Origin of the sequence: Methylophaga thalassica (assembly GCF_030159795.1) — a bacterium.
Taxonomy (GTDB): Bacteria; Pseudomonadota; Gammaproteobacteria; order Nitrosococcales; family Methylophagaceae; genus Methylophaga; species Methylophaga thalassica.
This window is the reverse complement of record NZ_BSND01000004.1, coordinates 271,866-293,453: the sequence shown is the minus strand read 5'-3', so window position 1 is coordinate 293,453 and position 21,588 is coordinate 271,866. Positions and strand designations below refer to the sequence as shown.

The following is a 21,588-nucleotide window of genomic DNA, read 5'->3' as shown; positions in this document are numbered from 1 at the left end:
CCAATTAAGCGATAGTTGCCAGCTGATCACCGACTTTGACGGAATCACCTTGTTTAACAGAAATGGACGACACGGTACCTGATTTAGAAGCCACGATTTGTGTTTCCATTTTCATGGCTTCCAGAATCAAAATAGTGTCACCTTCATTGACTTGCTGACCGACGCTGACCTCGACTTTCCAGATATTGCCGGATAAGGGGGCTTCAACAGGATCCCCTTCACCCATTGGGGCCGTTGCTGAACTTGAAGAGGATTCAACATGGCTGATATCACCACCTTCATTCACTTGAACAACATAGCTCTGACCATTGACTTTAATGGTATAGGTTTCTTGTTCTTGGCTTTGAGGACGAGAGGGGGATGATGGGGTGTTATCAATAACAGGAACAGGTTCAAATGCGTCTGGATTATGACGGTTTTTGAGGAATTTAAGCCCGATTTGTGGGAATAGCGCGTAGGTTAAAACATCATCAACGTGTTGTTCACCCTCGGCCAGAACAATTTTTTCCTCATCAGCGATAGCGAGAAGTTCGGTCGTGAGCTTTTCCATTTCTGCTTCAAGTAGGTCAGCAGGGCGGCAAGTGATGGGTTCAGCACCTTCAAGTACCCGGTCCTGAAGCTCTTTGTTATAAGGCGCCGGGGCTGCCCCGTATTCTCCTTTGAGAATACCTGCTGTTTCCGCAGCGATGGTTTTATAACGTTCACCGGTCAGAACATTGATGACGGCCTGGGTGCCGACAATTTGAGATGTAGGAGTGACCAGAGGAATAAAGCCCAAGTCTTCACGAACCCGTGGAATCTCTTTTAATACCTGATCCATCTTATCCAGTGCATTTTGTTCACGCAGCTGACTTTCCATATTGGTCAACATGCCGCCCGGTACCTGAGCAACCAAAATACGTGAATCTACACCACGTAGGGAACCTTCGAACTGGGCATATTTTTTTCTCACCTCGCGGAAGTAGGCTGCTACTTCTTCGAGGAGTTCGATATTAAGACCTGTATCGCGATCCGTATCTTCAAAGATAGAGACAACGGATTCTGTTGCTGAGTGACCGTAGGTCATCGACATTGATGAAATAGCTGAATCGACATTATCAATACCGGCTTCCACGCATTTCATAATAGTGGCTGTCGACAAACCGGTGGTGGCGTGTGATTGCATGTGAATCGGGATATCAATGGTCTGCTTAAGGCTTTGAACTAATTCATAAGCTACATAAGGCTTAAGCAAACCAGCCATATCTTTAATACATAAAGAGTGGGCACCCATGTCTTCAATACGTTTAGCCATGTCTAACCACAAATTCAGATCATGAACCGGGCTGATTGTATAGGCGATGGTGCCTTGTGCGTGACGGTCATTTTCCAGCACCGCTATGATAGCGGTTTCCAAATTACGTGGATCATTCATCGCATCAAATACACGGAACACATCAACGCCATTGATCGCCGCTCTTTCAACAAATTTTCTGACCACGTCATCAGCATAGTGGCGATAGCCTAATAGATTCTGACCCCGTAACAGCATTTGCTGACGGGTATTCGGCATAGCGGCTTTGAGTGAGCGAATACGATGCCATGGATCTTCGCCCAGATAGCGAATACAGGCATCAAAAGTGGCGCCGCCCCAACTTTCGACAGACCAAAAGCCAATTTGGTCAAGCTTGTCAGCGATGGGCAACATGTCATCTAATCTGAGTCGGGTGGCAAATAATGATTGATGAGCATCACGTAAAACGACATCCGTGATGCCCAGTGGTTTTTTAACTTCGGTCATATTCATGGCCTTAATTGATTAATTTGAAAAAGTCTTTAATGCGGTGATTTATTTATGGCGGGAACGAAATTTGTGCACTGCAGCAGAGAGCACAGTAATTAAGTTTTTATCATCATTAGCATGTTGAGACTGATTCATGGCCGGGCTGATGACAGCGGTAGGTGAAGAAATGCCTTCTTCAGGTAAGACACCTACATTTTTTTCGTAGCTGGTGATAATGCGTGACATGATGGATGTGACAAACACCAGTAATGTCAAAAATATAAATACGAACCCCATGCCGATAAGCATCAAGTTCAGACCTTCAGTCATTAAGTTCGAATTAGTCATTATTATAATCTCTCTCCGTTGGTTTTCTTAGGTCATTAAATCAATGACTTACAAAAAAGCAGCCGGCAATTATACCATTGTTGCCCTATGAACGAATCACTATGCCGAAACTCCTTAATTTTAAAAGAATAATGGAGAAAAAATCACTTTGTTGTAGTGACGTTAATCTATTCATTGTACGTATGATATTTTCCTATCTGTTGAAACCCTGCCAAACTAATAGTCACGATAGCAAGTAATAACAAAGGACATCTATGACACCTGATGAGTCTGATTTCTGGTTTTTACCTTTGGGAGGAACCGGAGAAATAGGGATGAATCTCAATCTGTATGGCCATGATGGTCGATGGCTGATGGTTGATTGCGGGGTGACCTTCGAAGCCAAAGCCGATATTGATGGTGAACCGATAGAAGGGGCTCGAGCAGAAATACAAATGGCTGATCCACAATTTATTGTGGATCGCCGAGAGCAATTAGACGGCCTTATTATCACCCATGCCCACGAAGATCATATCGGGGCTGTACCGTATTTATGGGAACGATTCCGTTGTCCTATTTACACAACGGCTTATACGGCTGAAATTTTACGCCGAAAACTGGCTGAGGCCGGATTAATAAAAAAAGTGAAAGTCCATATTGTTGAAGCGCATGCTTCAAGACAAATAGGCGTATTCAATGTGCAGTGGATTCAGCTGACACACTCTATTCCCGATCCCTTTGCTTTATTGATTACAACCCCTGTTGGCAAAGTGTTTCATACCGCTGACTGGAAGCTGGATTCAGGCCCTGTGGTCGGTGAGGCGTATAGGGAAGAAGATTATTCCCGGTTGGGAGAACTGGGGATTGATGTGATGGTTTGTGATTCGACCAATGCTAATGTGCCTGGCTGGTCAACTTCTGAGGCGTCTTTATACAAAGGCTTAAAACACCATGTAGAGCAGGCTAAAGGACGGGTTGTTATAACCTGTTTTGGCAGTAATATTGCCCGATTACGAACGGTGGCGGATATTGCTAAAGAAACAGGACGTCATTTAGGTCTGTTGGGACGCTCGTTATTAAATACCCATGCGGCGGCAAAACGAGTCGGTTTGTGGAATGGCATTGATACCTTTGTTGATCCTCATCATTTAGGTTTTCTGCCGCGAGATACGGTTTTATTAGTCGCTACAGGCAGCCAGGGCGAACCACGAACAGCACTGAACCGGCTGAGCCAGAACAGTTTTCGTGATATTGAGCTGGAAGCCGGTGATACCGTTATTTTCAGTTCTAAAGTCATTCCTGGAAATGAACTCCCGATTGAGGCATTAATTGAACGGCTAAAGGCAATGAATGTGGACGTGATTACCGTAGATAACAGTCGACTTGAAATTCATGCTTCAGGTCATCCGGCTATGGAAGAACTGAAGGCCATGTATCGTTGGGTTAAGCCAGCTTGTGCTATTCCTGTACACGGTGAGTTTCAACATCTCAGAGCGAATGCCCGACTGGCAAAATCAGTCGGGGTTCCTGAGCAACTCGAAGGCAAAAATGGTGACTTATATTACATAGCGCCTGTAAAAGGCATCCGGCGTGATGCAGTAAAAACAGGGCGATTGGGTCTTGTTCAGGATAAATTGAAAAAATTGTTTTAATCACATTGTTATTAAATAGCGATAAGCTAACAAAATGATAGAAGAACTGAGACGGTTTATACGCCACCCAAGTAGCGTGCCTATCCAGGTTAAGCTAGGTGAGCAGCATCAACAACGTTCGCTCAAGGATGTGAGTAAAGGTGGCCTGTGTTTTTGTTCAGCTGAGCCTATAGCTGTCGGCACGCTGGTTGAGATCAATATACTGGCCTGTAAGCCGGGATTTACGGCAAAAGGTATTATCAGTTGGTGTAAACCTGAAGGAAATCAGTACCTGGTAGGAGTTAACTTTCAGAGTAAAGCTATGACTTATGCACTCAGAATGGTTGAGCAGATTTGTTATATAGAAGATTACAGAAAACGTATTAGTGCTAACACCGGGCGTCAGTTAACCAGTGATGAAGCGGCGTTAGAATGGATTCAGAAATATGCGGCAGACTTCCCGAGATTAAACGAGTAAACCATGTCAGGCTTTTGCTTCAAAGCGTTGTGAGCGGCGATCGGATGAAACCCGACGTTCGATAAATGGTCTTTGATTTCGTTTTCTACGATCATAGCGTTGCCTACGATCACTATTGTTGGATGGTTTTGCTTCTTGAGCAGCAGGGCGAGCTGGTTCAACCTGTGATGGCGGGCTGATAGTTATCATCGTATTGTGATATAGCTTAGGTATCTCGTTCATTTTCGCAGAAGAAGAATTTATATACACTATCTATCGGATTGATTTTAATAAGCTTTAGAAATTATTTCGTGTCCGCATATCTCACTTCGAACTGGCCGTTTTTAATACGGGGCTTATTGCTTAAGGGATATTGATAAAGATAGGCCCAGGCAAGCGATAGACTGACATCGGCAGCGTGTGGTTGGATAGTGATTAACTGACGTTGGTATTCATGTGGTTCAGGGAAAGATGAGGAACATTCTTCATAATCATCCAGTTGACTGAGCACCCAACTGGCATTGGATAGTTTATAGAGTTCGCCATAGACGATGTCGTCTTTGCTCTCAGAGAGAATGGCTCCCGGATAGTAGTCAATAAGGTAGAGTTGGCCCTGCATTGAGGCACGACAAATAAACTCGCTATATTTGGTAAGTAACCGCGCCATTGAATGATTGGTGTCTTTCATCAATGTGCCGTACACAAATAAATAGGTATTTTGTTCAGTCATTACTTTATTAATCTTTTTTATCTATATGATAAATATAACAAACTATAGGTTTTAAGTTGAGCGAAAAATTAAAGGTAGGCCTGGCATTAGGAAGTGGGGCAGCGCGTGGCTGGGCACACATTGGCATTATCAGACAGTTAGAAAAACTGGGTGTTACTCCCGATATTGTTACAGGTACCTCAATAGGTGCATTGGTTGGTGCAGCTTACGTAGCGAATAATATCGACAAATTGAACGATTGGGTACTGCGGTTGGATAAATTGAAAACTGCTCAGTATTTTGCGATTAATCGCTCACTGCAAGGCTTCGTTAATAAAAACCGTTTACGCAGTTTTCTTAATGAATACGTGGTGGAACAGGATGTTGCCATCGAAGATGTACAAACGCGTTTTGCTACTGTGGCGACAGATTTATATAGTGGTCGTGAGATATGGAACACACGGGGCAATATAATGGATGCGGTCTGGTCATCCATGTCCTTACCTGGATTATTTCCAGCGATTAAACACAATAACCGTTGGCTAATAGATGGTGGCTTGGTCAATCCTGTACCCGTCTCTTTATGCCGTGCTTTGGGCGCCGATGTGGTGATAGCTGTTAACCTCAACAGTGGCATCGTGGGTAAACATTTTAGAACGGATATTGATGATAGCGAGCCCGAAGCAACTCTCGATCTCCCTACCAGTTGGACTGGTAAGGTCAGTCATATGGTGGCGGATTACACCAATAACTTATTTCCCAAACGACGTGAAGAAAAAGAAGAAGCACCTGCATTATTAGACGCCATTGCGGCATCGATTAATATTACGCAGGATCGTATCACCCGAAGTCGGATGGCGGGTGATCCACCAGAAATTATTTTAAACCCACGTCTCTCCCATATAGGGATTCTGGAGTTTTATCGTGCTGGTGAAGCCATAGAAGAGGGTATTGCCTGTGTCAAACGTCAGCAAACAGAGCTAGGTTATTATTTGCCAATCGATAAATGATTATCTGGCAGGACACTCCCAGTTTTTCAGTTTGGCAAAGTAGTCACGTAAGAAATCGATTAATATTCTGACCCGGTGAGATAAAAAGCGTGTTTGTGGGTAGATGGCATAAATCCCGACATCCTTCTGGACCAAGGCATTATCCAGTACGGTAATGAGTTTGCCGGACTTGATTGCCGGGTAGGAAATAAAATCCGGCGTCAAGATTAAGCCTTTTCCAGTTATACAGACATCTCGCAGGTATTCGCCATTGTTTGATGAAAGCACGGTTGGTAAATTCACAGAAATGGCTTGGCCCTGATAATCCAGTAATGACCAACTGCTACTGACGTGGGAATAGTGCAGCTTCACATGACCGTAGAGAAGATCTTCTGTTTTTTCTGGTAAGCCATTTCGAGCAAAGTAATCCGGGCTGCCACAGATTTGTAATCGTGTTGAAGCCAGTTTACGAGCGATTAGACTGGAGTCAGTTAAGTTCGATATACGAATGGCTAAATCTAAACCCTCAGCGACCAAATCTTGGTGTCTGTCGCTAAAGTCGATATCAAAAATGATTTCCGGATGGATCAGATTAAATTCACGTAAAGCTGGACTTAAATGCATCAAACCAAAACTAATGGGTGCAGAGAGCCTGATACGTCCAGACAGCGATGTTTGCTCATTACCTAAAGCATGTTCAACCTCATAAATATCATCAAGAATACGGACGCAATGCTGATAGTAACTGCGACCAGCATCGGTGAGCGTTTGTTTACGCGTTGTTCTTTTGAGCAAGCTTACACCCAGCCGCCGCTCTAAATCGGTTAAGCGTTTACTGATCGCTGACTTTACCGTGTTCATTTGCTCTGCAGCCTTAGTGATGCTGCCAGCTTCAACCACACGCACAAAACACTGCATTTCTTCTAACTGACTCATGACTATTGTTCTCTAATTGATAACAATAAGTTCATTAATACACTGTTTTATAAAAATATGGAAACGATAGACTGTGAACCATCTCAACAACACAACAAAAAGGAAAAAAACATGAACACAGTAACAGGATTATCAACAGTCACAGGTCGTTTTTTATTGAGTCTGATGTTCATTTCAGCCGGCATTGGAAAACTTGGTGCAGGTTACGAAGCGACACAAGGCTATATGAGCATGATGGGAGTACCGACATCACTGTTGCCTTTGGTGATTGCAACAGAAATTTTAGGTGGTTTGGCGATTTTATTTGGTTTTAAAACGCGTATCGCTGCTTTCTTATTAGCTGGGTTTACCGTCATCGCAGCCGCCATCTTCCACAATAATTTTGCTGATCAAATGCAGAGCATTTTGTTTATGAAGGATTTAGCCATTGCCGGTGGTTTGTTGTTACTGGTGGCTAATGGTGCGGGTAATTTAGCTATCGACAATATTAAATAATGTTATCGAAAACAGGAGAATAAACATGAATAACACGATTTTACATATCAATAGTAGTGAACGTATTCAGGACTCTGTGACACGCCAGGTATCTGCTGAACTGGTCTCGCAACTACAAAAGCAGTCTGGACTAGCTATTAAATCTCGTGATCTAGCGAAGGGTATTCCGTTTATTAACGAAGATTGGATCCATGCCAATTTTACCGATCCCGAGCAACGTACTGAGCAAAATAGACAGGCTTTAGCTACCTCGGACCAACTGGTAGAAGAGTTACAAGCGGCCGAGATATTGGTCATTGCATCGCCTATCTACAACTTTAGCGTACCAGCCGTATTAAAAGCCTGGATCGATCAGGTGGCGAGAGCAAGAGTCACATTTCGTTACACTGAAAATGGCCCAGAAGGTTTATTGAAGGCGAAAAAAGCGTATCTGGTGATGGCTTCTGGCGGCGTGCCTCTGGGTAGTGAAGTCGATTACGCTTCTACTTACCTGAAGCAGGTCATGAATTTTCTTGGAATTCAGGATATCACTGTGGTGGATGCAGGCAGTCTGATTCAAGAAACAGAAACACTCACACAAAAAATTGCTGATATTGTCAGCTAATATCTATCGGGAGAATGTGATGACTCAGACAAGGGAGTTAAGACAAATCATCAACGGAGACCGGGTCTCAGATGGCGCAGGTGTTCAGCTGACGCGTATTATCGGCTCACCACATCTCAATATGCTTGACCCTTTTCTGATGTTTGATGCCTTTGGTTCAGATAAGCCTCAGGACTATATTGCTGGCTTTCCTCCACATCCTCATCGTGGCTTTGAGACGGTGACCTACATGTTAGAAGGTCGTATGCGTCATGAAGACAGTGCAGGCAATGCCGGGGTAATTGAAACCGGTGGTGTGCAATGGATGACGGCAGGCAAAGGGATTATTCATTCGGAAATGCCAGAGCAGAAAGAAGGACGCTTAGCGGGGTTCCAGTTGTGGGTTAACCTGCCGGCAAAAGAAAAGATGAGTGAGCCTAAGTATCAGGAGTTTGATGCTGAGCAGATTCCGGTAGCCAAATTGGATAATGGCACCGAAATCAAGGTCATTGCTGGTCAGACAGATAGTGGCGTGAGTGGTGTGATTAATAACCCGTTTGTTAATCCCCTATACCTGCATGTGTTTTTACCTGCGGGAGTCACGTTTGAGCAGACAGTGAAGGAAACGGACAACACGTTTTTGTATCTGATGAAAGGTCAGATACAGATCGGCGATAAACAGCGACTACTTAATGCTGGTCAACTTGCCGTATTGGAGACCGGATCAAAAGTGCGTGTCTACAGTGAACGTGATACTGAGTTTGTACTGGTATCAGGGCAGCCTTTGAAGGAACCTGTCGCCAGGGGAGGACCGTTTGTGATGAACACGCGGGAACAGATTGAACAAGCCTTCGATGATTATCGTCAGGGTCGGTTCGCTTAAGTTTTGTTTGTTTTGCTAAGGAAAAGCCACTGATTTGTCAGTGGCTTTTTTGTTTAAGTATTTTTTAAGTTGCAGGGATTAATCTTGGCCAAAATTAATTTGGTTGAGGTTTACCATGCGTCGTGCGATTTCTTCTCAGTATCTAGTATTACTGTTCTCAGTGCTCTTGATGCTTGCTTATAACAATGGTTTGTGGGGTGGCATCGTTCAGGCAAATCAATTAATCACCCAACATAATCTGTTGTTTTTAGGTTCATGTGCCATCTTTATGACGGCGCTGTTTAATTTAATATTTAATTTGGTGTCATCCCGATACTTGATAAAACCGATTTTGATTTTCATTGTGTTATGTTCCGCCGCCGCCAGCTATTTTATTGACAGTTATGGTGTGCATATTGACAGTTCGATGATTCAGAATGTGTTAGAGACGGATACCGCAGAAACAAAAGAATTATTGAGTCAAGATTTCATTATTCATTTTCTGTTATGGGGTATTTTGCCGGCATTTTTAATTGCTAAACTACGGATTGCCCATGTCCGTTGGACAAAGCAATTACTGATGAGCTCGTTTTCTATCACCATGAGTATTTTAGCCATGGGCTTGGTTGCTGCTTTTTTCTATCAGGACTACGCTTCTACCTTCCGCAATCACCGGGATTTACGTTATTTAATCAATCCCACCAGTTATATCTATGCGGTCACCAAAATTGCCAAACAACAGTTTGCTGAAGCCGATAAACCATTGATACCTATTTCACAAAATGCCGCGCTCGGCAGCTTCGCGCATGAGAAAAAACACCGTACCGTAACAGTCATGGTGGTGGGGGAAACTGCCAGGGCAGAATCGTTTCATCTGAATGGTTATGAGCGTGAAACAACCCCAGAGTTAGAGAAAACCAATAGTCTGTATTTTAATAACGTTTCGTCTTGCGGTACGGCGACAGCTACTTCAGTGCCATGCATGTTCTCACAGTTTTCTCGTGATGATTATGATGATGAAAAAGGCCATGGTTATGAAAGTGTTCTGGACGCTATTTCTGCTGCCGGTGTGAAGGTCAGCTGGCTGGATAATAACAGCGGCTGTAAAGGTGTATGTGATCGCGTTGAGCACCAGAAAGTGACAGACGTTAATCTGGCAGAGTTATGCCCTGATGGTGAGTGTTATGACGAAGTGTTACTCACTAATCTGAAAGCGCTGGTCGCGAAGTCTGACGGTGATCAGTTGATTGTGTTACATCAGAAAGGCAGCCATGGTCCGGCCTATTTCAAACGTGTACCAGTAGCCTTTGAAAAGTATAAACCGGTGTGCCAAACCTCAGAGTTACAAAAATGCTCTAATGAGGAACTGAGAAATGCGTATGACAATACGATTTTATACACCGACCATGTGCTCGCTCAGCTGATTCAGTATCTGGATAACTTATCTTCTCAATCGATTGATACCGCCATGATTTATGTGTCTGATCATGGTGAGTCCTTAGGTGAACATAATCTGTATCTGCACGGCACACCTTATTTTGCAGCACCTAGCCAGCAAACCCATGTACCTATGGTGGTGTGGCTGTCAGATAACTATGAACGTGACTATCACATTAATCCGCTGTGTATGAAAAATGAAACCGGTAAAGCTTTCAGCCATGACAATATTTTCCATTCATTGTTAGGCATGAACAATGTCTTACTGCCAGGGAAATATGATCCTGCTTTAGATATCTTTGCCAGCTGTCAGCATAGCTAAATCAACTATGCAAAATCATCTGGTACGACTATGGGGCCTGTATTTTATTCTGATCAGTTTTATTGCTGTCACAGAGCTGGATAAATTAGTCGCCAACATCTGGTATCAACTTGAAGGCGGCCAATGGCAATTGAAGCATTATTGGCTGACACAAACCTGGTTACATGATGGCGGTCATGACCTGGCAGTCATCCTGTTTATTCTTGTATTACTTAGCTATGTCATCAGTGTTTTGACGCGATATTTATCACCATATCGTCATGTTTTAGCTTATCTAAGTATGAGTATTCCACTATCGACACTGACAGTGAGTGCGATAAAAAGACTAACCGAGGTCGACTGTCCCTGGTCTGTGATCGAATTTGGTGGAGACAGGCCTTATCAGTTCTGGTTGCATAGTTTATGGTCGCCATTGGAAGGCGCAGATCATTGTTTTCCAGCTGGTCATGCAAGTTCAGCCTATATGTTTTTTGGGGTGTATTTTGTCAGCAAGCAACTTTTCCCTCAGCATGCCAGAAACGTGTTGTATGGCATCATCGTATTAGGCGTTATTTTCGGGGTAGCTCAGCAGTTACGGGGGGCGCACTTCATCAGCCATGATCTCACCTCAGCATTTATATGCTGGACAGTATCCTGGTTATTATGGCGTTACTGGCCAATTCAAAAATTGAAACAGGAAGTTATTCACGAATAGATGATCCACGTCATTTCAGTTATTTCGCTATTGTGTATTATTAGGTTTAGCATTCATTCCGATAACGCCTCAACACAGAAGACAACACATGCTGCGATTACGAAATTTAATTTTGTTACTGATAGTGATTGCCGTGGCCGCGGCGAGTTATTACTGGAAATCTGAACAAGAGCTGACATTACCGAGTGGTTTTGCCGCAGGTAACAGCCGTATTGAAGCCACTGAAGTCGATGTGGCGACAAAAACGGCAGGTAAAGTGGAACAAATTACGGTGAATGAAGGCGACTGGGTCACCCAAGGTCAGGTGCTGGCGGTTATGGATACCGAACAAGCCAAGGCCAATCTGGCGGTAGCCAATGCTAATCTGAATAAAGCGAATGAATCCAAAAAATATGCCCAGGCCATTCTGGCACAGCGGCGCAGTGAAGTTACCCTGGCAAAAAAAGAGCTTGAACGCACGCAAGCCTTGGTAAAAAAAGGCCACCTTAGTCAGGAAGTGATGGACCAAAAAGAGACACAAAAGGCGACGGCTCAGGCAGCCATGCAAGCGGCATCAGTGCAAGTGGCTGAAGCTCAAGCCGCCATTGAAGCAGCCAAAGCTGAGGTGACAAAAGCACAGGTGGTGATTGCGGATAGTCAGTTAACGACGCAGCGTAATGGCCGTGTTTTATACCGCTTAGCTGAGCCAGGTGAGGTATTAGCTGCTGGTGGAAAAGTGGTGACATTAATAGATGTCAGTGATGTCTATATGTATCTGTTTTTACCGACGGACCAGGCGGGGCAAACGCGGGTTGGTGCAGAAGCTCGTATTGTCGTTGATGCTTATCCTGATTTTTCTATTCCTGCCCATGTGTCTTTTGTGGCGCCTCAGGCTCAGTTCACGCCGAAATCAGTCGAAACCGAAGAAGAGCGCCAAAAGCTCATGTTTCGGGTAAAAGTGAAAATTGAAGAAAGTGTATTAAAAAAATACGCAGAACAAGTTAAAACTGGGGTGCCTGGTGTGGCGTACATCAAGTTAGATGAGAATGCGCAGTGGCCAGAAAAAGTGCCACCACTTATCACATACTGATCTGTCAATGTCTGCAGAAACAGTAGTCAGCTTAACAGACGTCAGTCACCAGTATGGTGATACTCAGGCATTAAAAAATGTGTCACTAGAGATTCCTTGCGGACAACGCGTTGGTTTTATTGGACCTGATGGTGTTGGCAAGTCAACCTTATTAGGTCTTATTGCTGGGGTAAAAAAAGGTCAGAGTGGTCAGTGTCTGGTTATGGGCACTGACATCCAGAATAATAAGCAACGAACAGAGATGTGTTCAAGAATTGCTTACATGCCGCAAGGTTTAGGTAAGAACCTGTATATGACCTTGTCGGTACATGAAAATCTATTATTTTTTGCTCGCTTATTTAATTTACCTGCTTATGAGCGCGAACAACGTATCCAGCTGTTATTAAAAAGTACTGGTCTGAGTGAGTTTCGTGATCGTCCAGCTGGCCAGTTATCGGGCGGTATGAAACAGAAACTCGGGTTATGTTGTGCTTTAATTCATAACCCCGACCTGTTGATTCTTGATGAGCCGACCACCGGTGTGGATCCCTTATCGCGGCGTCAGTTCTGGACACTTATCGACCGGATTCGTGCTCAGCGTCCACAGATGAGTGTGTTAATTGCGACTGCGTATATGGATGAAGCGGCTGGCTTTGATTTTCTCATTGCCATGGATGAGGGTGTGGTCATGGCTACAGGCACACCAGAAGCACTTATTGAACAGACGGGACAAGACAATCTCGATCAAGCGTTTATTGCGCTATTACCTGAAGATAAACGCCAGGGGCATAAGGCCGTCACTGTTCCACCACGACAACAGTCAGAGAAGATTGCTATTTCAGCGAGAAACTTATCCAAGACATTTGGTAACTTTACTGCGGTTGATAACGTTAACTTTGAAATAGAGCGCGGTGAAATTTTTGGTTTCCTTGGCTCTAACGGCTGCGGTAAAACCACTACCATGAAGATGTTAACGGGATTATTACCGACAAGTTCTGGTGAGGCGCTTTTATTTGGCGAACAGGTGGATGCCAATGATATGGCGACTCGCCGCCGCGTAGGGTTTATGTCACAAAGCTTTTCTTTGTATGAAGAACTTTCTGTCAGTCAAAATCTATTTTTGCACGCCCGCTTATTTAACTTAGCCCAGGATTATCAACACCAGCGTGTTGAGACATTATTGAAAGAATTTGAACTCGAGCGTTATCAGAAGCAGTCAGCAAAGGATTTACCCTTGGGGATTCGGCAACGTTTATCGCTGGCAGTGGCGATTATCCATGAACCAGAAATCCTGATTCTGGATGAACCGACATCGGGTGTTGATCCCGTGGCACGTGATGGGTTCTGGGAGCTATTGATTGGCTTATCCCGTGAGCAAGGTGTCACTATTTTTGTTTCCACTCACTTTATGAACGAAGCCCAGCGTTGTGATCGGATTTCATTAATGCATGCAGGTAAAGTGCTCGCTACTGACTCACCAGCTGCCTTATGCAAAACAAAAGGGTTTGAGACTTTAGAGGAAACCTTCATTGCCTATCTCACGGAACAACAAGCAGACGATGGGGATAATAGTCAGCTACTGGCAGAAAATACACTTTCCGAATCACAACATAAAAAAAAGCAAAACCGTTTTTCGTTGACTCGTCTACTGGCTTATAGCTTGCGGGAGACATTAGAGATTGGCCGTGATCCGGTTCGTCTGGTGTTTGCCTTTTTAGGGACAGTGATTTTGATGTTTGTGCTCGGCTATGGCATCAGTCTTGATGTCGAAGATATCGCGTTTGCGGTGATGGATCGTGATCAGTCACCTGAAAGTCGGGACTATATTCAAAGCCTTGCCGGCTCGCGTTACTTTGACGAAAAAACGCCTATTTTGTCAGATGCTGAGATGGATGAACGGATGCGAAGCGGTGATATCAGTATGGCGATAGAAATTCCACCCGACTATGGCAAAGATATGCGCCATGGACAACAACCCAGTGTCAGTGTTTGGGTGGATGGTTCGATGCCTTATCGCGCTGAAACCATAAAAGGTTATATTCAGGGCTTTCACCTCAGTTATCTATCCGAATTGAGTCTCCGCCAGTTTGGCATAAAAGTGTCACCCAGCTATCAGCTTGTCTCACGCTATCGCTACAATCCTCAGGTCGAAAGTCTGATTTCAATGGTGCCAGGTGTCTTGCCGATATTATTGTTGATGATTACTTCGATGCTGACGGCATTATCGATTGTGCGTGAAAAGGAATTAGGGTCCATCACTAACTTTTATGCCACTCCCGTTAATCGGCTTGAATTTCTGATGGGCAAACAGTTGCCCTATATTGTGATTGGCATGATGAATTTTCTGATGCTGATGTGGCTGGTTTATATGGTCTTTGATGTGCCATTAACCGGCAGTTTTTGGGCATTACTGGTCGGGACATTTCTTTATATCGTTGTCGCTACCTGTATGGGACAGTTTATCTCTGCTTTTACTAAAACACAGATTGCCGCCATTTTTCTAACCATGATCACCAGTATTGTGCCTTGTGTGAATTACGCCGGACTGATTAATCCTATTAATTCATTAGAAGGGGCAGGCTATGTGGTGGGGCATATCTACCCAGCTTCTTATTATCTGTTGATTTGTCGCGGTGCCTTTACTAAGGGCTTAGGTTTTGATGAATTAAACGCGTTTTATTGGCCCATGGCGCTGGCTATTGTTGTTTTGATGTGTCTGAGTTGGTTGCTACTCAAAAAGCAGGATAAATAAGATGAGCAGCCTGAAAAATATTATTAACCTTGGTATTAAAGAACTTCGCACTTTGGTACAAGATCCGGTCATGGTGATTGTGATTTTGGTGGCATTCACCTTAATGGTGTACTCAGCAGGCAAAAGTGTGTCGACAGAGCTGCAGAACACGCCGATAGCTGTGGTGGATGAAGACCATTCGGCGATTTCCATTAATATTGCAGAAGCGTTTTATGAGCCTCATTTTAAACCGGCGCAGCAAATATCACTTCAGGATGTGAATAAATCACTTGATACTGGTTCATATACTTTTGTACTCGACATCCCTGATGATTTTCAAAAGGATTTATTAGCAGGGCGCCAGCCTGAAATTCAGTTAGCGATTGATGCCACAATGATGAGTCAGGCTTTTATTGGTGCCGGCTATATCAGTGAGATTATTGATAGAGAAGTACAGCATTTATTGGAAACAAATAATGCGACTTCCAGCCAGGCAGTAAAACAGATCGTAAGAATGCGGTTTAATCCAAACCTCAATAGCGCCTGGTTTAGCGGGGTGATGGAGCTGATCAATATGATTACATTGCTGTCAGTGATTCTGACGGGAGCCGCGTTGATACGAGAGCGTGAACACGGCACCTTAGAACATTTACTGGTGATGCCCATCACACCCTTTCAAATCATGATGGCGAAAATCTGGTCGATGGGGCTGGTGGTATTAATGACCAGTACTTTTTCACTTTATGTTGTCATTCAGGGCTGGCTGAATATGACGATTGCTGGTTCCATTTTGCTGTTTCAGTTAGGGACGGCTTGCTTTTTATTCTCTACTACATCATTGGGCATTTTATTGGGCACACTGGCCCGAAGCATGCCACAGCTGGGCCTGTTATTACTGTTATTGATATTGCCGTTACAGATGTTGTCTGGTGGGATGACACCCTTCGATAGCATGCCAGAAATTGTGCAAAACATTATGCAGTTTGCACCGACCTCGCATTTTGTCAGTACTAGCCAGGCGGTGCTTTATCGTGGTGCTGGTTTCTCCATCATTTGGCCCGATTTATTAGCCAATGTGGCGATTGGTAGCGTGTTTTTTTTATTTGCTCTGGCATTATTCAGAAAAAGTCTGGCAAGTGTTTGAACAGTACTTAAGTCATCATTTGTTGGACAAGTTTTATGTCGTACTTCAGTATATCTGAGGATAGCCGATTGAATTTTAATTAAGTCCGTAAAATTAAGTCATAAAATGATAGGGTTATAACATTATTGGTCATTTTCAAAGCTTCGCACATAGCAGACAGATGACAAGTAAGAAAAATAGCCAAGGTAAGGAGGGAATAGACCATGAATTTAGAAGAGAAAATCTGCCAGAGTTGTACAGAAGAGAATAGTTTGGATTTCGACTTTACCATGGCTTTTCAACCTATCATTAATTGCAGTAATGAGACTGTTTATGGTTACGAGGCGCTGGTTCGAGGCATTAATAACGAGTCTGCCTATTCTGTAATATCCAGAGTTAATGATAAAAATCGTTATTTATTTGATCAGCTCTGTCGGGTGAAAGCGATTTCACTTGCATCGAAGTTGAATATTACTTCGATGTTGAGTATTAACTTCCTACCTAATGCGATTTATGTGCCGGAGCGTTGTATCCGCACTACCTTTGAAGCAGCTAAACAGTATGACTTCCCCTCAGAGAGAATTATGTTTGAGTTCACTGAGGTCGAAAAAATGGACGATACCGAGCACGTTAAACGTATCGTCGATTATTACCAGTCGCTGGGATTTAAAACGGCAGTGGATGATTTCGGCTCTGGCTATTCAGGACTGAATCTGCTTGCCGACTTTCAGACAGACATTATTAAATTGGATATGGCGCTCATCAGAAACATTGATTCGAATAAGGTACGTCAATCTATCGTCAAGAATTGTTTAACCATGTTTAATGAGCTAAATATCACGACATTGGCTGAAGGCATTGAAACATATGAAGAATATGTCTGGTTACGTGATGTGGGGATCGAACTCATGCAAGGCTATTATTTTGCAAAACCCGGGTTTGAGAGTTTGCCCGACATAAATCATGGACAATATACACAAGCAGGCTAGTGATAGCGTATTTGCATAGAATAATTGATATATGCTGTTGTTTTCCTGTGCTGGTAAATGCGGTTCAAACAAAACATTGATGCATATATCACCTATAATCTACAGTTGATATCACTCTCCAGGTGGTTAACGACAGGCAGATTCAGAAAAAAAAGAGAGTCAGATGACAATGTTTACCTGGTTAGCTAATCTTGGTGACGTTACCCATGCCGTACAATTGGCATTAACGCCTGCATTCTTGCTTACTGGTATGGCGGGAATCCTTAATGTAATGGCAAACCGACTTGCTCGGATTATAGACAGAGCACGTGTTTTGACCGATCAAATGTCTTCGGTAACTGAGCTTTCTGAGCCTTGTCGACAAGAAATATCTGTGTTGGGGCTTCGTCGTCGAGCGGCAAGTAATGCGATCACCATGTGCGTTCTGTCTGCACTCTTAATTTGTTCTGTGGTGTCGGTGATGTTTCTGGAAGCACTGCTTGATTTCAATTTACGCTGGCTAATAGGTGCATTATTCATGGGCTCGACATTGGCACTGGTATTCGGGCTTGCGTTTTTCCTTCGAGAAGTTCATCTGGCAACACGCAACAGTTATAAGATGATTCCCTCAATGCAAAGAAAGAAGCATTGAACAGGACGCCTTATCAAGCACGGATAATATTCAGTCAAAATATGAGAATTATTGCTTTTGATTCTCAGCCCCGATATATATTGTTTTATTGACGAGAAACTGCATCACTATGGCATCAGACTCTCTTGGATTAATGGATACGCTTAACATATTGTCGGCTCAGTTACTTGAACTATGGCAAGCGACGATCAGGGTGATGCCCTCTTTTGTTATTGGTTTGCTGGTTTTTCTTATCTTCTTTTTTCTGGCAAAGCCATTCTCTGCTTTACTTGTTCATCCCATCGGCTATATCAGTACCAGTAACCTTGTACAGAATGTTGTCAGGCGCGCTATTAGCCTGTTTATTATTTTAATCGGTTTGTATATTTTTCTGAGTATTGTTGGCTTGACGCAGGCTGCACTTGCCATTGTCAGTGGAACGGGTCTATTAGGCATTATCATTGGTTTTGCTTTTAAGGATATTGCAGAAAACTTTATTTCGAGTTTGCTGCTGAGTGTGCAACGTCCGTTTTTGATCGGCGATGTGATTGAAGTGCAGGGACTAAAAGGGGTAGTAAACAAAGTCACAGCCCGTGGCACAACCTTAGTCGATTTTGATGGAAATCATATCCAAATTCCCAACGCGACTATTTATAAAAATGTCATTAAAAACTTTTCGGCTAATCCCTGGGTAAGAGGCAGCTTTATAGTTGGGATTGGTTATGATGCCAGTATTCAACAATCACGTCAGACCATTTTGGCTGTGTTGAATGAACAAAATGAAGTGTTAAAAGATCCTGAACCACAGGTGCTTATTGACTCATTAGGCTCATCCACGATCAATATCGTGATTAATTTTTGGGTGGATGGTCACCAATATGCGCTAAATAAGGTGGCTTCGGTTTTGATGCATAAAACTGTTCGACGCCTTGAATCCGCTGGTATCACTATGCCCGATGATGCGCGTGAGGTTATTTTTCCTCAGGGCATACCTGTCGTGCAAGTCAATACGGAACAGTCAATGATGGCAAAGGCGGTCGATAAGCCTGCCGTCCAGAATGACAGTGCTGAGGTGAGCACACAACAACTTACCAGTGATACACAAGATATTATTGATCAAGCGAGAAATGCACGCGATCCAGAGGAAGGCAAAAATATTATTTAAACAAACTCATCACAGAGTTTGATGTTGGTATTTTAGACTCAAATAAGCAATATAAACAGGAGCCCACAATGGGGCAGGTAACACCATCAAACCTAAGTTTCTGGCAAAAATTACATAATAAAATAGACCATCTTTATAATGGCTCAACTCCGAGTTCCAGACGCTTTCGTTGGGGATTATTAGCATTTGATGCTATTACCATTGTTTATTTTATATTGGCCTCTTTTTATCACCACATAGATGATTTCCATATTCTGGAAGAGGCGATTGGGATTATTTACTTGCTCGAGCTAATGGCCAGGCTCTATATCAGCAAATCAAAATTCCAAGAATTGCTCCATCCTGTTGGTTTGGCCGATATTATCGTGATTATTTCTTTGCTTGCACCCTCTCTTGCAGAGAATTTCAGTTTCCTGAGAGTGATAAGAACACTTCGTTTATTGCGTTCTTATCACATGCTGAGAAATCTTAGAAAGCAGTCACGATTTGTGAGAATGCATGAAGATGTGATCTTCAGCGTGGTAAATTTGTTCGTGTTTATCTTTGTGATCACTGCTGTCGTTTATGTCAGCCAGGTGCATATCAATGATGATATCAATGACTATATTGATGCGTTGTATTTCACGATTGCCACCTTAACCACTACTGGGTTCGGCGATATCACACTGGTGGGACATGACGGCCATATCCTGGCGGTGCTGATTATGATTTTTGGCATCTCTTTATTTTTACGTTTGATTCAGACTATTTTTCGACCAGGGAAAATTCGTTATGAATGTCCGTCATGTGGTCTGAATCGACATGACCATGATGCCGTGCATTGTAAACATTGTGGTGAGGTGATTCATATCACTACGGAAGGTGAGTACTAAGTCTGCTGATATGATAAATGGGTAGAAAGTCAGCTGAAGACTAGATGACTTCCACTCGATTACGCCCATTCGCTTTAGCCAGATATAAGGCATTATCAGCACGATTAAAAAAGTCAGTCGTCGTATCACCTGCTTGATATGATGTTATGCCAATACTCACCGTGAAGTGCGGCAATGATGCGTCTCTATAGGTATCAATTTTCGTCTGTAAAAGCTTTGCAATCTCCAGGGCTTGCTCGTGTTCGGTTTGTTTTACCAGTACAGCAAACTCTTCTCCACCGATACGGAAGATAGTATCGGTTTCCCGAAGTCGGTTTTTTAACAGTTCAACAAGCTTAATGAGTACGGCATCACCCACCTCATGACCATATTGATCATTGACCTTTTTAAAGTGATCGGCATCAATCAGAAGTAAGCTTAACTTGGCGCCACGTGATGCCAAATTTAATTGCATTTTTAACTGTTCATCCCATTTGTGACGATTATAAGCGCCTGTCAGTTTATCCAGAGTCGCGAGTTCAATCAGTTGTTTCTCTATTTCATCGCGGCTGATTATTTCATGGCTAAATTGTTTTAATAACAGTTTTAATTCATGTTCAAATTGAGAAAGTTCATCTCGTTCGTCAGCGATATTGTTATCTACCTCGAAATCGATAACCTCCCTATGTTCAATAGCATTTCTGAATAAATGTATTGTGTCACGTGTTTGGGTAATTCGTTGACGAAAATACTGGATGGTATATTGCGTTAAATACAAACCAATAATGAATGCACACACACCTAAAATGCTGGTCATAATCATGAAGTTTGATTCATGCTTTTCAGTATAAATAGCGGTGCTGACGGTTAATGCGTTCAGGTGATTGAGTAATTTTCCAAGCTCATCATCCAGTTGTTGATCTTGTTGTTCGAGATGCTCCCAGTTAATTGATTCTCCAGTGAGCATGGCTTGAATACTAGCCATAAAACTGTTTTCAAATGCCAGTCTGACCTGATGAAGTTTGTTCATTGAAGTCAGCAACAGTTGATGTTGTTCTTGTTTAAAGCGAATGCGACCTTTTTCAATCCCACTTTCGATAATGGCTGATGCTTTATACATTTGCTCAGAGAGATGCTGATTATAACTCTCCAGTTGTTGGTGTATGTCAGCAGGATTGATGTTGTTATTGGATGGTTTATGATTGGTTTGACGAAATAATTCAATCAGAATATGTTGCCGAAGCTGAAGCAGTTCAATTTCTGAAACGACCTCAGTTAATGGGGTATCTACCTCAGCCAGCTCAATCATCTCAGACCGAATTTGCTGCAGTCCTATCATTGAATAGATGATCATAATGATTAAAAAGGACAATAAGATAATTGAAAGTCCACCGATCTTTCTGCTGATTGATGAGTTTACCCAACGTAACATTAAAATTGCTCCTGAATCCAAGCGTACAGTTTAGCAATATGCTGCTTATACATCAGTGTTTTAAATCCTTATTTAATTTATGTTAGTGACATGATTTAATGTCTATGCCCCAGGGAAGAGGGCAAGTGAAAAAAATTAAGGAAGATAAAAATGAAAAATATCATCTTGGTGCTAGCTGTGATTTTTTTGCCGGCGTGTGTGACCTTATCAGGCGATTATCAAGCTTTTGTGTTTGATACAGAGGGTAATCAGCTTAATGAAAATTTAATCCTTACCGCCAGTGGTTCTGGAATTTATTCCTTACGTAACTCTGTGTGCCATTCTTATCCAGGGGCGACGCTAAGAATTATCGACCTAGATACAGGCAAGGAATTAGAAGGGGAGAGCCCTTATCATTGTCATTAGCGATCTAATAATAAGTCGTTTTGATGCGAC

Annotated in this window: 22 protein-coding genes; 16 read left to right on the top strand and 6 right to left on the bottom strand. The window is 43.0% G+C overall.

The window, feature by feature from the left end; all coding sequences use genetic code 11:
- Window positions 1–4: 4 nt before the first annotated feature.
- On the bottom strand, window positions 5–1,780 hold the full coding sequence (oadA, locus tag QQL60_RS06260; protein WP_284722772.1) for a sodium-extruding oxaloacetate decarboxylase subunit alpha: 1,776 nt from the start codon (window positions 1,778–1,780) through the stop codon (window positions 5–7).
- Between the two features lie 48 nt (window positions 1,781–1,828).
- Window positions 1,829–2,110 (bottom strand): OadG family protein, encoded by a 282-nt coding sequence (locus QQL60_RS06255; protein ID WP_284451259.1) that lies wholly within the window; start codon window positions 2,108–2,110, stop codon window positions 1,829–1,831.
- A 254-nt stretch (window positions 2,111–2,364) separates the two neighbouring features.
- Between QQL60_RS06255 and QQL60_RS06250 the strand changes: the two genes are divergently transcribed.
- Window positions 2,365–3,741: a ribonuclease J gene (locus QQL60_RS06250; RefSeq protein WP_284722771.1), complete on the top strand. Its 1,377-nt coding sequence runs from the start codon at window positions 2,365–2,367 to the stop codon at window positions 3,739–3,741.
- 34 nt (window positions 3,742–3,775) lie between these two features.
- Complete coding sequence (locus QQL60_RS06245; RefSeq protein WP_284722770.1) at window positions 3,776–4,198, top strand: PilZ domain-containing protein; 423 nt, start codon at window positions 3,776–3,778, stop codon at window positions 4,196–4,198.
- 6 nt (window positions 4,199–4,204) lie between these two features.
- Here the strand turns inward: QQL60_RS06245 and QQL60_RS06240 are convergent, their stop codons facing one another.
- Together QQL60_RS06240 and QQL60_RS06235 are read right to left on the bottom strand one after the other, a co-directional pair.
- Window positions 4,205–4,387, bottom strand: coding sequence for a hypothetical protein (locus QQL60_RS06240; RefSeq protein ID WP_007144940.1), 183 nt, complete (start codon window positions 4,385–4,387; stop codon window positions 4,205–4,207).
- A gap of 94 nt (window positions 4,388–4,481) precedes the next feature.
- The gene (locus tag QQL60_RS06235; RefSeq protein WP_284722769.1) at window positions 4,482–4,907 is read right to left on the bottom strand and encodes a gamma-glutamylcyclotransferase family protein; all 426 of its coding nucleotides are present in this window, start codon (window positions 4,905–4,907) and stop codon (window positions 4,482–4,484) included.
- A 56-nt stretch (window positions 4,908–4,963) separates the two neighbouring features.
- On the opposite strand from QQL60_RS06235, the gene QQL60_RS06230 reads away from it, so the two are divergent.
- The gene (locus QQL60_RS06230; RefSeq protein WP_284722768.1) at window positions 4,964–5,896 is read left to right on the top strand and encodes a patatin-like phospholipase family protein; all 933 of its coding nucleotides are present in this window, start codon (window positions 4,964–4,966) and stop codon (window positions 5,894–5,896) included.
- Here QQL60_RS06230 and QQL60_RS06225 read toward each other — a convergent pair whose 3' ends face one another.
- A complete protein-coding gene (locus tag QQL60_RS06225) occupies window positions 5,897–6,811 on the bottom strand; it encodes a LysR family transcriptional regulator (RefSeq protein ID WP_284722767.1) in 915 nt (304 codons plus the stop codon).
- A gap of 111 nt (window positions 6,812–6,922) precedes the next feature.
- Between QQL60_RS06225 and QQL60_RS06220 the strand changes: the two genes are divergently transcribed.
- The 12 genes from QQL60_RS06220 to QQL60_RS06165 all read left to right on the top strand — a co-directional run bounded on the left by QQL60_RS06220 (window position 6,923) and on the right by QQL60_RS06165 (window position 19,742).
- A complete protein-coding gene (locus tag QQL60_RS06220) occupies window positions 6,923–7,306 on the top strand; it encodes a DoxX family protein (protein ID WP_284722766.1) in 384 nt (127 codons plus the stop codon).
- Window positions 7,307–7,331: 25 nt separating this feature from the next.
- Window positions 7,332–7,910, top strand: coding sequence for an FMN-dependent NADH-azoreductase (locus tag QQL60_RS06215; protein WP_284722765.1), 579 nt, complete (start codon window positions 7,332–7,334; stop codon window positions 7,908–7,910).
- Window positions 7,911–7,929: 19 nt separating this feature from the next.
- The gene (locus tag QQL60_RS06210; RefSeq protein WP_007144946.1) at window positions 7,930–8,772 is read left to right on the top strand and encodes a pirin family protein; all 843 of its coding nucleotides are present in this window, start codon (window positions 7,930–7,932) and stop codon (window positions 8,770–8,772) included.
- Window positions 8,773–8,887: 115 nt separating this feature from the next.
- Window positions 8,888–10,510 carry a phosphoethanolamine transferase gene (locus QQL60_RS06205; RefSeq protein WP_284722764.1) on the top strand — a complete coding sequence of 541 codons (1,623 nt, stop codon included), beginning with the start codon at window positions 8,888–8,890 and terminating at the stop codon, window positions 10,508–10,510.
- A 7-nt stretch (window positions 10,511–10,517) separates the two neighbouring features.
- Window positions 10,518–11,204: a phosphatase PAP2 family protein gene (locus QQL60_RS06200; protein ID WP_284722763.1), complete on the top strand. Its 687-nt coding sequence runs from the start codon at window positions 10,518–10,520 to the stop codon at window positions 11,202–11,204.
- An 88-nt stretch (window positions 11,205–11,292) separates the two neighbouring features.
- On the top strand, window positions 11,293–12,273 hold the full coding sequence (locus QQL60_RS06195; protein WP_284722762.1) for an HlyD family secretion protein: 981 nt from the start codon (window positions 11,293–11,295) through the stop codon (window positions 12,271–12,273).
- Window positions 12,274–12,280: 7 nt separating this feature from the next.
- Window positions 12,281–15,004 carry a ribosome-associated ATPase/putative transporter RbbA gene (rbbA, locus tag QQL60_RS06190; protein ID WP_284722761.1) on the top strand — a complete coding sequence of 908 codons (2,724 nt, stop codon included), beginning with the start codon at window positions 12,281–12,283 and terminating at the stop codon, window positions 15,002–15,004.
- Window position 15,005: 1 nt separating this feature from the next.
- On the top strand, window positions 15,006–16,127 hold the full coding sequence (locus QQL60_RS06185; protein ID WP_007144951.1) for an ABC transporter permease: 1,122 nt from the start codon (window positions 15,006–15,008) through the stop codon (window positions 16,125–16,127).
- Between the two features lie 203 nt (window positions 16,128–16,330).
- The gene (locus QQL60_RS06180; RefSeq protein ID WP_284451247.1) at window positions 16,331–17,095 is read left to right on the top strand and encodes an EAL domain-containing protein; all 765 of its coding nucleotides are present in this window, start codon (window positions 16,331–16,333) and stop codon (window positions 17,093–17,095) included.
- Window positions 17,096–17,258: 163 nt separating this feature from the next.
- Window positions 17,259–17,726: a DUF2721 domain-containing protein gene (locus QQL60_RS06175; RefSeq protein ID WP_007144953.1), complete on the top strand. Its 468-nt coding sequence runs from the start codon at window positions 17,259–17,261 to the stop codon at window positions 17,724–17,726.
- 109 nt (window positions 17,727–17,835) lie between these two features.
- A complete protein-coding gene (locus QQL60_RS06170; RefSeq protein WP_284722760.1) occupies window positions 17,836–18,870 on the top strand; it encodes a mechanosensitive ion channel family protein in 1,035 nt (344 codons plus the stop codon).
- Window positions 18,871–18,938: 68 nt separating this feature from the next.
- Window positions 18,939–19,742, top strand: a complete 804-nt coding sequence (locus QQL60_RS06165) for a potassium channel family protein (protein ID WP_284451245.1) — start codon at window positions 18,939–18,941, stop codon at window positions 19,740–19,742.
- Window positions 19,743–19,782: 40 nt separating this feature from the next.
- Here the strand turns inward: QQL60_RS06165 and QQL60_RS06160 are convergent, their stop codons facing one another.
- Window positions 19,783–21,153 carry a GGDEF domain-containing protein gene (locus QQL60_RS06160; protein ID WP_284722759.1) on the bottom strand — a complete coding sequence of 457 codons (1,371 nt, stop codon included), beginning with the start codon at window positions 21,151–21,153 and terminating at the stop codon, window positions 19,783–19,785.
- A 150-nt stretch (window positions 21,154–21,303) separates the two neighbouring features.
- On the opposite strand from QQL60_RS06160, the gene QQL60_RS06155 reads away from it, so the two are divergent.
- Window positions 21,304–21,558: a hypothetical protein gene (locus QQL60_RS06155; protein ID WP_273180562.1), complete on the top strand. Its 255-nt coding sequence runs from the start codon at window positions 21,304–21,306 to the stop codon at window positions 21,556–21,558.
- The last annotated feature ends 30 nt before the right edge of the window (window positions 21,559–21,588 follow it).